Raw genomic sequence first — 12,245 nt, forward strand, 5'->3', positions numbered from 1 at the left:
CTGATTTATAAGTAAGATTGAGTTGCGACAAGGAGTAACTTTGTTATCCCATTATGCGCATTAAAAATTTGATGGTTGGAAGATGCTTCGTAATAAACAGCATTTCCTTCACTTGCGATATATTCGTCGTTTCCGAGAACAACACGGATTCGCCCTTTTACTACATAAATAAATGTTTCCGCTAATGATGGTTCGAATGATTTAAATTCCGCATCCTTTTGTAAGGTAATAAATACAGGTTCCATTTCCTTTTCATTTGATGTAGGAATCAGCCATTCAATTTCATAGTTTTTATCATGGTCGGTAAAACTAGTTTGATCATCTTTTGTAAATACAATTTTTTCGTTTTTTTGCTCATCATCAAAAAAGTCCCGTGGCGAGCACCCGAGAACTTCCAATAAGTTGAATAATGTTTCAATTGAAGGTGAGTTTAAATCCCGTTCTAATTGTGAGATATAGCCTTTTGTTAAATCAGTACGTTCTCCAAGCTCTTCCTGGGTTAGACCCTTTTTTATGCGTAACGCTTTAATCTTGGTTCCGATTTGCATATTGTCACGCTCCTTATCCATTAATCGATTGAGTTTACATATGATAAACATCCAGTAAGGAAGTTTACTATTACAAAACTTTTAGTTTACGAAAATAATAATAATTATACATAATATACGGGGATTTTCAAGTGTATTTGTGAAATGAAAGATATTATTTGTTTAGTTACTGGACATTTGTTCGGTACAGAAAAAAACTCCTTTACATATGTTACAGCGAGGAGGATGCGATTGAGAATTCGGACAATAATGCCTTCGCTAAGCGGGGCAACAAAAATTATTAATAAAAAAAATATGAATGAGCTATCGGATATGCCGACATTAATTTATTTTTGGGCAATGAGTTGTTCGCAATGTGAACAATCCATAGAGAAATTGAATATTATTGGTAATATTTTCAGTGACAAATTAAATATTCAAGCGATTCATATGCCAAGGGAAGAGCTCGACTTTACTTCTGAATTAGTAAGGCGAAAAGTAAAGCAATTAGGTATAAATTACCCTATTCACCTAGATAATGAACTTATCATTAGCGATAGGTTTGGAAATAAAATTGTACCAGCCTATTATTTATTCGATCAACAACAGAAATTGCGCTTCTATCACGCTGGAGCTCTAGCGACAAAATCCCTGCAAGGAAAAATTGAGCGTATTATTTAATGACAATATACATTTTTATAAGTTAAAATGATGGCAACAGGATGTTCGGAGGAGAGACAATGAAAAAAGAGTTTGTAGTAATAGGATTAGGGCGATTTGGTGGGAGTATTGTTCGCGAACTGGTTAAACAAGGGGCGAATGTAATGGCTATCGATACAGATAGTGAACGTGTCGATGAATATGCCCGTATTGCCACTCAATCAGTAGTAGCAGATACGACAGAGGAAGAAACAATTAAATCACTAGGACTCTGGAATTTCGAACATGTTATTGTAGCAATTGGCGAAGATATTCAATCAAGTATTCTAACGACCCTTATTTTAAAAGAGCTGGGTGTAGCTCAAATCACTGTTAAAGCACAAAATGATTATCACGAAAAAGTGCTACGTAAAATAGGTGCTGATTTTGTTGTGCATCCGGAACGGGATATGGGCATTCGTATTGCTAACAATATGATGTCGAATAGTGTACTTGATTATTTGGAGATTTCCAGCGAGCACTCGATTATGGAAATTAAAGCGAATGAAAAAATAGCTGGTAATTCGTTGATTGAGCTGGATGTACGCGCAAAATACGGTGTGAATATTGTAGGCATTACACGTGGCGATGAAATTATGATTTCTCCAGCAGCGACTGAGCGTATTGAAGTAGGGGATATTCTACTGATGATTGGTGCGGATGTTGATATAAATCGCTTTGTGAAGAAAGTTATTCAAAAGTAGCAGTTACTTAAATCAAAAAATCAAATAAAAAAATGCCCGCCTACAATAAGTAAGCGGGTATTTTTTATGGAAAAACTATTTTGGTGACTTTACCAATTTTAATTATACTTCCATTATAATTGGTAAAATCATAGGGCGACGTTTTGTCTTTTCGTATAAATAAGGGCCCAATACGTCCGTAATTTCGTTTTTCAAATCATTCCATTGTGTATCTTTTTCCTGAATCGTGCTATTTAAATGATAATTCAACATTTTTTGTGCTTCGTTAATCATCATGCCTGATTCACGCATATAAACAAATCCTCGAGAAATAATATCCGGACCAGAAACGATTTTGTTTTTCGCCATATCAACACTTACAACAACGATAACTAAACCTTCCTCAGAAAGAATACGGCGATCTCGCAATACGATATTTCCGATATCTCCAATCCCATTTCCATCAATATACACATCACCTGAAGGAATGCGACCGGCAACATGTGCTTCATTTGCACTCAATGCCAATACATCACCATTTTCCATAAGGAATGAGTTTTCTAATGGTACTTCACAAGCTTCCGCCAATTCTGTATGAATTTTTAACATACGGTATTCACCGTGAATTGGCATAAAGAATTTTGGCTTCATTAAACGTAACATTAGTTTTTGTTCTTGCTGCGAGCCGTGACCTGAAGTATGAATATTATTTAATGCACCGTGGATAACTTCAGCACCAGCACGGAATAATAAGTTAATAATTTTGTTTACGCTCATCGTATTTCCTGGTACTGGAGAAGAAGAGAATACAACTGTATCACCAGGCTGAATTTGAATTTGACGGTGTGTTCCGTTGGCAATACGTGATAAAGCTGCCATTGGCTCACCTTGAGAACCTGTACATAAAATCATTACTTCATTTGCAGGTAAACGATTTAAGCTTTGCACATCGATAAAAGTTTCTTTTGGTGCAGTAATATATCCTAATTCACGGCCGATAGTAATGGCGTTATCCATTGAACGTCCGAAAACGGCAATTTTACGACCATATTTTACAGCTGCATCTGTCGCTTGCTGCAGACGGTGAATATTCGAAGCAAATGTCGCAAAAATAATGCGACCATCAACTTTACGGAAAATTTCGTCAATGCTTTTCCCGACAGTACGCTCTGACATTGTAAAATCCGTTTTTTCGGCATTTGTACTATCTGAAAGTAAACAAAGTACACCATCGCGACCAATTTCGGCCATTCTTGTTAAGTTGGCAGGCTCGCCAACCGGAGTAAAGTCAAACTTAAAGTCGCCTGTATGCACAATATTACCTGGTGGTGTTTTAACGACTACACCATATGCATCGGGAATACTATGTGTCGTACGGAAGAAACTTACGGCTGTTTTACGGAATTTAATAACATCGTCTTCTTTGAATTCGATTAATTTTGTAGAGCGTAATAAGCCATGTTCATCCAATTTGTTGCGAAGCAGTCCCAATGCAAGCTTTCCACCATAAACAGGGATATTAACTTGACGCAATAAATAAGGAATACCGCCAATATGATCTTCGTGACCATGTGTTATAAATAAGCCTTTAATTTTGTCTACGTTTCGAACTAAGTACGTATAGTCTGGAATTACGTAGTCAATTCCAAGTAAGTCGTCCTCAGGGAATTTAATACCTGCGTCAATTAAAATGATTTCATCTTGGAATTGTACTGCATATGTGTTTTTGCCGATTTCGCCCAGTCCGCCGAGTGCGAATACAGCCGCTTGATCATTCTTAACGAATTTCATAACAATTAAGCGTTCTCCAGACGGAAATTAGGGCTATTTTGTTCATATTCTAAATAGTTGCCTTCTAGAAGTTGAACAAGTTCAATATTGTAATTTCGGTCTTTTAAATAGTGACGTACTTCACGCTCAGATGACGCCTCTAAATAAAGAGTTTTTGTGTTTTCGCGAACTGGAATCTCAGTAATGTTTTCTTGATAATAAACTTTGTAAATCATAGTTACTCTCCTTTAATTACGAACATTATTACTGCATTTCTAATAAGTAGAAAAATGCATTTCCTTTATATTATCATGGGAGTCCTTTAAAATAAAGAAAAGCCCATCAAATACATGAACATACTGATTGAATAAAAATAAAAAAATGGCACGTCCTTAAATAGGGCGCGCCAATCAATGAAGTGTTTAGGCAATTAATTTTTTACCGAGGATGCCTTTTAATCGTTCCCGCCATTTCCTTTTGAGACGTTTTAACATAGGTCATCACTCCTCTACCTCATTATACTAAATATTCAGATTTCTGTAAAGGGTCTTTGAAAATAAAGGAGAATTTAAGTTGAAAAGATTATTATTTTTTGATGTAGATGGCACGCTGTACAATTCCGAAAAAAAATTGCCGAATTCTGCAAAAGAAGCGATTCTCAAAGCGCGCGAAAAAGGTCATGAAATCGCTATTGCAACAGGTCGTGCTCCATTTATGATAAAAGATATATTGGAAGAACTACAGATTGATACATATGTGACGTTCAATGGTCAATATGTCGTTTATAAAGGTGAAGTTATTTATACCAACCAAATTGTAAATGAAATGTTAGCGACTATTTTAAAATTTGGTTCACAAAGAAATCATCCATTCGTTTTTCTTAATGAGAAAGAAATGATTGCCACGGAAGGTGATTATGAGAGTATCGAGCAAAGCCTGGCTACACTTTATTTTCCATATCCACAAATTGATGCAAATTATTATTTGCATACGCCAGTCTATCAAACTTTAATTTTTATAAATGAACAGGAACAGCCTATTTATGAACAACAGTTTCCTGAAGTACAATTCGTTCGATGGCATCCACTTTCATGCGATATGTTGCCAAAAGGGGGATCCAAGGCAAATGGTATTAAAAAATTGCTGGAGTATACCGGTTTTTCAGAAGAACAGATTGTAACTTTTGGGGATGGGCTTAATGACATCGAAATGCTTTCGGAATTCCCTCAAAGTGTCGCAATGGGGAATGGTCATAAAAAGGCGAAGGAAGCCGCATCAATGATAACGGCACACGTAGATGAAGATGGGTTGGCTCTGGCGATGGAAAAGCTTAAACTAGTATAAGGTAAAGAAATTGATTTCGTTCATTCGTTTGATTTTCACTGGTAAACTTTATTTTAATCAAAAAAGACTGTAGGCAAACTCGAATTTCTTCGAGTTCGCCTGACAGTCTGAAACGCGTGTGAATATTTAATTCACACGCGTTTTTTACAATTAATCTCTACCAAATGGGATGCTATTTTCAATTACCGCGAATGGGTCCTTTTCGTTAATTCGGTCATAAAACATGATACCGTTTAAATGGTCCAGCTCATGTTGAAAGGCGATTGCAGGGAGTCCTGATAAACGCATTTTCTTTTCTTCTCCGTCCACAGTCATAAATTTAACTGTAATACGGGCATAACGAGGGACGTAGCCTGGAACAGCGCGATCTACAGATAGGCAACCCTCACCACTTGTAATATACGTCTGCTCCACAGAATGGCTTACAACTCTAGGATTGATTGCAACGAAGCTTAATAACTCACCGTCCTCGTTTTCCAAGTGTAAGGCAAACATCCGCTTTAAGCTGTTAACTTGGTTAGCAGCCAAGCCAATACCTCCGCGTAGATTATATTTTTCAGCAATTTCAGGATTTTGGCTATTAATTAAATACTGTAGTAGATCCTCAGCAAGTTTACGGTCTTCCGCAGATAATGGAAAATCAATTTCCTCCGCCCGAGTGCGCAATGTCGGATGTCCTTCGCGAATAATATGTTCCATTAATATCATGTGAAACTTCCTTTCAGTTAGAACTTATAGGAATAAGTATACACGACTCTACAGAATGGAAGTAGAAAAAACTTCGGGATTTCCGATTTAAGAATTCGAATTAAGGGAATAAATATTGTTGAAGTGCTATTAAACGAATAATATTTGGATGTTTTAAAAGTTTCTATTATAGTACAGTAGCGGCGAACTTGTGGTACAGATGATGTAACTGTATTAATTTGATGTTAATTATGAAAATTCTTTAATAAAGATGGTAAACAATGATTGACCGATAGATTTTTATTCATTATACTCGGGGTAGAGTTATATTGTACTAGTGAAAATAATGATTTTTTTAATACAGTTTAAAGGGGATGTAAACAATGGCAGATAAAATGATGAATCAATTGGACCCAGCTGGAACGTTACAGGAAATTGAAGGCAAGTTCGAGATGTTCCAAGTGTTAAATGAGCAAGGGGAAGTTGTAAACGAAGCAGCTATGCCGGATTTAAGTGATGAGCAATTAGTTGAATTAATGAGTCGTATGGTTTATGTCCGTATTTTAGATCAACGTTCAATTTCATTAAACCGACAAGGACGCTTAGGTTTCTACGCACCAACTGCTGGTCAAGAAGCATCACAACTTGCTTCCCATTATGCATTGGAAAAAGAAGACTGGATTTTACCGGGCTATCGTGATGTTCCACAAATTGTTATGCATGGTTTGCCATTATGGAAAGCATTCTTATTCAGTCGCGGTCACTTTATCGGAAACCAAGTTCCGGAAGGTGTAAATATATTGGCACCGCAAATTATAATTGGTGCACAATATATTCAAACGGCAGGTGTGGCACTTGGTTTACAAAAGCGTGGTTCAAAAACGGTTGCAATCACATATACAGGGGATGGTGGTTCTTCGCAAGGTGATTTCTATGAAGGGATTAACTTTGCAGGTGCTTTCAAATCGCCAGCTATCTTCATCGTGCAAAACAACCAATTCGCGATTTCAACACCGCGTGAATTACAGACTGCCGCAAAAACTATCGCGCAAAAAGGTATAGCAGCCGGCATACCGTCCGTATTAGTGGATGGTATGGATCCGTTAGCTGTTTATGCAGCGACTAAGGACGCCCGTGACCGAGCAATTCGCGGAGAAGGTCCAACACTTATTGAAACAATGTGTTACCGATATGGTCCTCATACAATGGCAGGTGATGACCCAACACGTTATCGTACTACTGATACTGATAATGAGTGGTCAGCAAAAGATCCATTAGTACGCTTCCGTAAATACCTTGAAGGTAAAGGGTTATGGGATGAGAAGAAAGAAGAAGAAGTAATTGAGCGTGCTAAAGAGGAAATTAAAGAAGCAATCAAACAAGCCGATAAAGCTCCGAAACAAAAAGTAACAGAGTTAATGGATAATATGTATGATGGTGAAATGCCATCAAACTTAAAAGAACAGTACGCGATTTATAAAGAGAAGGAGTCGAAATAAGCCATGGCACAAATGACAATGATTCAAGCAATTACAGATGCATTACGTTGCGAATTAAAAAATGACGAAAACGTTTTAGTATTCGGTGAAGACGTTGGTGTAAACGGCGGGGTTTTCCGTGCTACAGAAGGTCTTCAAAAAGAATTTGGCGTTGATCGTGTATTTGATACGCCACTTGCAGAATCAGGAATCGGCGGTTTAGCAATTGGTTTGGCGTTAACTGGATACCGTCCAGTGCCTGAAATTCAATTTTTCGGCTTCGTTTTTGAGGTAATGGACTCAATTAGTGGTCAATTAGCTCGTATGAAATACCGTTCTGGTGGTACGTACAATGCACCTGTAACAATTCGTTCTCCATTTGGCGGTGGTGTACATACACCGGAAATGCATTCGGATTCTTTAGAAGGTTTAATGGCACAATCACCAGGTTTAAAAGTGGTAATTCCATCAACACCATATGATGCAAAAGGTTTACTAATTGCATCAATTCGTGATAATAACCCAGTTATTTTCTTAGAGCATTTAAAACTTTACCGTTCGTTCCGTGAAGAAGTTCCGGAAGAATCATATACAATTGAACTTGGAAAAGCAGATGTAAAGCGCGAAGGAAAAGACCTTTCAATTATTACTTATGGCTTAATGGTTCACGAAAGTTTAAAGGCGGCAGAAGAACTTGAGAAAGAAGGCTATTCGGTAGAAGTGATCGATTTACGTACGATTCAGCCTTTAGATATTGAAACAATTATAGCTTCTGTTGAAAAAACAGGTCGTGCAATCGTTGTTCAAGAGGCTCAAAAGCAAGCTGGTATTGCAGCAAATGTTGTCGCAGAGATTACAGAGCGTGCCATTCTTTCATTAGAAGCTCCAGTATTACGTGTTGCTGCACCAGATACAATTTATTCATTCCCTCAAGCAGAGGGTGTATGGTTACCAACATATAAAGATGTAATGGAAACTGCGAAGAAAGTTTTAACATTCTAAGAATTGAGGGTGAGAAATATGGCATTTACGTTTCGATTACCAGATATCGGAGAAGGTATACATGAAGGTGAAATCGTCAAATGGTTCGTTAAAGCTGGCGATCAAGTCAAAGAAGATGATATTTTAGCTGAAGTTCAAAATGATAAAGCAGTTGTGGAAATTCCGTCACCAGTAGAAGGTACAGTTGAAGAGATTTTGGTGGAAGAAGGTACAGTAGCGATTGTTGGAGATGCCTTAATCCGCTTTGATGCACCAGGCTATGAAGATTTAAAATTAAAAGGTGATGACCACCACGAATCAAATGAATCAAGTAAAACAGAAGCCCAAGTACAATCCACTGCTGAATCAGGCCAAGATATGAAAAAACAGGAAGCACCAAAGGCAAAAGAGGAAGCAGCGAAGCCAGAAGCTCCATCCCAAACAGAAAAAGCTACACCGCAGAGTGAAGAGGATACTTCAAACAAACGTATTATTGCAATGCCGTCAGTACGAAAGTATGCTCGTGAAAAAGGTGTCGAAATTCAGCAAGTTTCAGGTACAGGTAAAAATGGCCGCGTTTTAAAAGAAGATATTGAAAGCTTCTTAAATGGCGGGGGACAACCTGATGCTGCATCTGAAGAAGTTAATGAAACAAAACAGACAGAAGCTGTAGAGACGCAAAAAGAAACAAAACAAGTTGCACCTGAAGGGGAATTCCCTGAAACACGCGAAAAAATGAGCGGCATTCGTAAAGCCATTGCTAAAGCGATGGTTCATTCAAAACATACAGCTCCGCACGTAACGTTAATGGATGAAGTGGATGTAACAGAGCTTGTTGCGCATCGTAAACAATTCAAGGATATTGCAGCAGAGCAAGGTGTTAAATTAACGTATTTACCGTACGTTGTGAAGGCTTTAATCTCGACTTTGCGAAAATATCCTGAATTCAACCGTTCGCTAGATGACGCAACACAGGAAATTATTCAGAAACATTACTATAATATAGGTATTGCTGCCGATACAGAAAAAGGTTTATTAGTTCCAGTTATTAAGCATGCTGATCGTAAGTCGGTATTTGGCCTTTCACAGGAAATTAATGAACTGGCTGTAAAGGCACGTGATGGTAAGTTAGCATCTCATGAAATGAAAGGTGCTTCAATATCCATTACAAATATCGGTTCTGCAGGTGGTCAATGGTTTACACCAGTAATTAATCACCCTGAAGTTGCGATTTTAGGAATTGGTCGAATTTCAGAGAAACCAGTAATAAAAAATGGTGAAATTGTAGCGGCACATGTGTTAGCATTATCATTGAGCTTTGATCATCGTATGATCGATGGTGCGACTGCACAAAACGCTTTAAATCATTTAAAACGTTTATTAAGTGAGCCGCAACTATTATTAATGGAGGCGTAAAAAAATGGTAGTAGGAGATTTTCCAATTGAACTAGATACTCTTGTAGTAGGTTCGGGCCCTGGTGGATATGTTGCAGCAATTCGTGCAGCACAAACAGGTCAAAAAGTTACAATCGTTGAACGTGGAGCACTAGGTGGAGTTTGTTTAAACGTAGGCTGTATCCCGTCTAAAGCGTTAATTTCAGTAGGTCACCGCTTTGAGCATGCACAACATTCAGATGATATGGGTGTTACTGCATCAGAAGTAAAACTTGACTGGTCTAAAGCACAAGCATTTAAAGACAGCGTTGTTAAAAAATTAGTAGGCGGCGTTGAAGGTTTATTAAAAGGGAATAAAGTAGACATCGTAAAAGGTGAAGCATATTTCGTAGATGCAAACACTGTACGTGTTATCGATGGCGATAACGCCCAAACATATACATTCAAAAATGCAATCTTAGCAACAGGATCTCGTCCAATCGAAATCCCAACATTCAAATTTACAAAGCGCGTAGTAAGCTCAACTGGTGCATTATCTTTCCCTGAAGTACCAGGTAAATTAGTAGTAATCGGTGGCGGTTACATCGGAACTGAGCTTGGTTCAGCTTATGCTAACTTAGGTTCTCAAGTAACAATTATCGAAGGCGGTAAAGATATTTTAGCTGGTTTCGAAAAACAAATGACGCAAATCGTTAAAAAAGGTCTTAAGAAAAAGGGCGTTGAAGTAGTAGTAAACGCATCTGCTAAAGGCGTTGAAGAAAACGAAAATGGCGTTGTAGTTACTTATGAAGCAGGCGGCGAAGAGAAAACAGTTGAAGCGGATTACGTTTTAGTAACTGTAGGTCGTCGTCCGAATACAGATGAAATGGGCTTAGAAGAAGTAGGAGTTAAATTCGCAGAACGCGGTTTATTGGAAGTTGACAAACAAGGTCGTACTTCAGTTTCTAACATCTTTGCAATCGGTGATATCGTTGCAGGTCCACAACTTGCCCATAAAGCTTCTTATGAAGGTAAAGTTGCTGCAGAAGCAATTGCTGGTGAACCATCAGTAGTTGACTACTTAGCGATTCCAGCAGTATGCTTCACAGATCCAGAAATGGCAACTGTAGGATACTCTGAAGAAACAGCTAAAGCAGAAGGTCTTGAAGTGAAAGCTGCTAAATTCCCATTCGCTGCAAACGGTCGTGCATTAGCACTTAACCAAACTGAAGGCTTTGTGAAATTAGTTGCTCGTAAAGAAGATGGCTTACTTGTAGGTGCTCAAATCATCGGTGCTGGTGCATCTGATATGATCGCTGAAATGGGTCTTGCTATCGAAGCTGGTATGACAGCTGAAGACGTAGCATTAACAATTCATGCTCACCCAACTTTAGGTGAAATTACGATGGAAGCTGCTGAAGTATTATTAGGCAACCCAATCCATATCGTATCTAAATAATAATGATTAAAGGCTATGCAGTTGAAAATACTGCATAGCCTTTTTGTTGTCTATATAGATGGATATATTCAAAAGTAATATTGGAATATTTTATATTATAGTAAGAGAATGAAATAGACAGAAATTTCTAATAGTCGTACAATGAAAGTGTGCGCAAGGGGGTTTTTTAAGTGGATATTATACGTACAATCGCTCAAATAGGTATCATCATTTTATTTTATTTAGTAGGAGAATACATAGTTTCAATAACTGGAATTATCATACCGGGAAGTATCGTTGGACTTGTATTATTATGGTTATCACTTTATTTCAAAATATTGAATGTGAAATTCATTCAAAAGGGTGCTAGTTTTATGTTGGCATTTTTAACCTTATTTTTTATTCCTTCCACTGTAGCGGTAATTAACTATCCGGAATTACTTACGGTGTCTGGTGGGCTCCTCATATTGGCGGTAATTATAAGTACAATATTAGCGTTAGTCATTACAGGGAAAGTTAGTAGAATTATTGAGGAAAAAGAAAAGCAAAAAAAGGAGGGGGAACATGTTACCGCAAGTTCTGCTAAGTCTATTTATCATAAGTAGTACGGTGTTACTTTTCGTTTTACTGAATAAACTGTACTTGAAAATTGGCAATCCTTTCTTGTTGCCTATTCTAACTGTTACTTGCATTACGGTAGCGGTTTTGTTGATCTTTAACATACCGTACGAAACTTATATGGAAGGCGGTCAATGGCTATCAAAAATGCTCGGTCCTGCAGTTGTAGCATTAGCCTTTCCGCTTTATAATCAACGGGATATTATTTTTAAATATAAATACTCAATTATAATTAGCATTATTGTGGCAATGTTAGCAGGTCTTATAAGTGTTGTAGCGTTTCTTTTACTGTTTGGATCGAGTAAAGCCTTTATCTATACTTCTTTACCTAAATCATTGACGACACCTGTTGCGATGCAAGTAAGCGATCTTATAGGAGGAATCCCACCTCTAACTGTCGTGTTGGTGATGGTTGCAGGTTTTACAGGTGCTATTTTGGGGCCTGTATTATTTAAAGTCTTTAAAATTGATACAGCTATTAGCCGAGGTGTTGCTATGGGAAGTGCTTCACATGGTGTTGGTTTAACGAAGCTAAAAGAATACAGTGAAGAGGATTTGTCTATAGGATCATTATCTATGGGGCTTAGTGCAGTTGTAGGGGCATTTATAATACCGCTTATTTCTTTTTATTTCATTTAAAAAAGAC

At 37.6% G+C, this 12,245-nt stretch carries 13 protein-coding genes; 9 read left to right on the top strand and 4 right to left on the bottom strand.

What is annotated here, in order from left to right; genetic code table 11:
- Window positions 1-5 precede the first annotated feature (5 nt).
- Entirely contained in the window at window positions 6-548 is a 543-nt protein-coding gene (locus H9632_RS00820) for a helix-turn-helix domain-containing protein (RefSeq protein WP_191702236.1), read from the bottom strand.
- Window positions 549-779: 231 nt separating this feature from the next.
- On the opposite strand from H9632_RS00820, the gene H9632_RS00825 reads away from it, so the two are divergent.
- Entirely contained in the window at window positions 780-1,208 is a 429-nt protein-coding gene (locus H9632_RS00825; RefSeq protein ID WP_191702237.1) for a TlpA family protein disulfide reductase, read from the top strand.
- A gap of 59 nt (window positions 1,209-1,267) precedes the next feature.
- Window positions 1,268-1,930 carry a potassium channel family protein gene (locus H9632_RS00830; protein ID WP_191702238.1) on the top strand — a complete coding sequence of 221 codons (663 nt, stop codon included), beginning with the start codon at window positions 1,268-1,270 and terminating at the stop codon, window positions 1,928-1,930.
- A 102-nt stretch (window positions 1,931-2,032) separates the two neighbouring features.
- Here H9632_RS00830 and rnjA read toward each other — a convergent pair whose 3' ends face one another.
- Together rnjA and H9632_RS00840 are read right to left on the bottom strand one after the other, a co-directional pair.
- On the bottom strand, window positions 2,033-3,700 hold the full coding sequence (gene rnjA / locus H9632_RS00835) for a ribonuclease J1 (protein ID WP_191702239.1): 1,668 nt from the start codon (window positions 3,698-3,700) through the stop codon (window positions 2,033-2,035).
- Window positions 3,701-3,705: 5 nt separating this feature from the next.
- A complete protein-coding gene (locus H9632_RS00840) occupies window positions 3,706-3,915 on the bottom strand; it encodes a DNA-dependent RNA polymerase subunit epsilon (RefSeq protein WP_191698555.1) in 210 nt (69 codons plus the stop codon).
- A 337-nt stretch (window positions 3,916-4,252) separates the two neighbouring features.
- Between H9632_RS00840 and H9632_RS00845 the strand changes: the two genes are divergently transcribed.
- Complete coding sequence (locus H9632_RS00845; RefSeq protein WP_191702240.1) at window positions 4,253-5,023, top strand: Cof-type HAD-IIB family hydrolase; 771 nt, start codon at window positions 4,253-4,255, stop codon at window positions 5,021-5,023.
- Between the two features lie 150 nt (window positions 5,024-5,173).
- Here the strand turns inward: H9632_RS00845 and def are convergent, their stop codons facing one another.
- Entirely contained in the window at window positions 5,174-5,731 is a 558-nt protein-coding gene (gene def, locus H9632_RS00850) for a peptide deformylase (RefSeq protein WP_191702241.1), read from the bottom strand.
- A 362-nt stretch (window positions 5,732-6,093) separates the two neighbouring features.
- Here def and pdhA point away from each other — a divergent pair, with 362 nt between their 5' ends.
- The 6 genes from pdhA (at window position 6,094) to H9632_RS00880 (ending at window position 12,238) form a co-directional block, all read left to right on the top strand.
- A complete protein-coding gene (gene pdhA, locus H9632_RS00855) occupies window positions 6,094-7,209 on the top strand; it encodes a pyruvate dehydrogenase (acetyl-transferring) E1 component subunit alpha (protein ID WP_191702242.1) in 1,116 nt (371 codons plus the stop codon).
- A gap of 3 nt (window positions 7,210-7,212) precedes the next feature.
- Window positions 7,213-8,190, top strand: a complete 978-nt coding sequence (locus H9632_RS00860; protein WP_191702243.1) for an alpha-ketoacid dehydrogenase subunit beta — start codon at window positions 7,213-7,215, stop codon at window positions 8,188-8,190.
- 18 nt (window positions 8,191-8,208) lie between these two features.
- Window positions 8,209-9,585, top strand: coding sequence for a dihydrolipoamide acetyltransferase family protein (locus tag H9632_RS00865; RefSeq protein WP_191702244.1), 1,377 nt, complete (start codon window positions 8,209-8,211; stop codon window positions 9,583-9,585).
- 4 nt (window positions 9,586-9,589) lie between these two features.
- Window positions 9,590-11,002, top strand: a complete 1,413-nt coding sequence (gene lpdA, locus H9632_RS00870; protein WP_191702245.1) for a dihydrolipoyl dehydrogenase — start codon at window positions 9,590-9,592, stop codon at window positions 11,000-11,002.
- A gap of 170 nt (window positions 11,003-11,172) precedes the next feature.
- On the top strand, window positions 11,173-11,586 hold the full coding sequence (locus H9632_RS00875; protein WP_191702246.1) for a CidA/LrgA family protein: 414 nt from the start codon (window positions 11,173-11,175) through the stop codon (window positions 11,584-11,586).
- Window positions 11,546-12,238 (top strand): LrgB family protein, encoded by a 693-nt coding sequence (locus H9632_RS00880; RefSeq protein WP_191702247.1) that lies wholly within the window; start codon window positions 11,546-11,548, stop codon window positions 12,236-12,238. The genes H9632_RS00875 and H9632_RS00880 overlap by 41 nt, the downstream gene beginning before the upstream one ends.
- The last annotated feature ends 7 nt before the right edge of the window (window positions 12,239-12,245 follow it).

It is taken from the genome of Solibacillus merdavium, from assembly GCF_014836935.1.
GTDB classification, from domain to species: Bacteria; Bacillota; Bacilli; order Bacillales_A; family Planococcaceae; genus Solibacillus; species Solibacillus ferritrahens.

Excerpts from the sequence above, each read along its gene's own strand:
- H9632_RS00820 (WP_191702236.1), bottom strand. The coding sequence starts at position 548 with ATGCAAATCGGAACCAAGATTAAAGCGTTACGCATAAAAAAGGGTCTA.
- H9632_RS00830 (WP_191702238.1), top strand. The coding sequence starts at position 1,268 with ATGAAAAAAGAGTTTGTAGTAATAGGATTAGGGCGATTTGGTGGGAGT.
- rnjA (WP_191702239.1), bottom strand. The coding sequence starts at position 3,700 with ATGAAATTCGTTAAGAATGATCAAGCGGCTGTATTCGCACTCGGCGGA.
- H9632_RS00840 (WP_191698555.1), bottom strand. The coding sequence starts at position 3,915 with ATGATTTACAAAGTTTATTATCAAGAAAACATTACTGAGATTCCAGTT.
- def (WP_191702241.1), bottom strand. The coding sequence starts at position 5,731 with ATGATATTAATGGAACATATTATTCGCGAAGGACATCCGACATTGCGC.
- pdhA (WP_191702242.1), top strand. The coding sequence starts at position 6,094 with ATGGCAGATAAAATGATGAATCAATTGGACCCAGCTGGAACGTTACAG.
- H9632_RS00860 (WP_191702243.1), top strand. The coding sequence starts at position 7,213 with ATGGCACAAATGACAATGATTCAAGCAATTACAGATGCATTACGTTGC.
- H9632_RS00865 (WP_191702244.1), top strand. The coding sequence starts at position 8,209 with ATGGCATTTACGTTTCGATTACCAGATATCGGAGAAGGTATACATGAA.
- lpdA (WP_191702245.1), top strand. The coding sequence starts at position 9,590 with ATGGTAGTAGGAGATTTTCCAATTGAACTAGATACTCTTGTAGTAGGT.
- H9632_RS00880 (WP_191702247.1), top strand. The coding sequence starts at position 11,546 with ATGTTACCGCAAGTTCTGCTAAGTCTATTTATCATAAGTAGTACGGTG.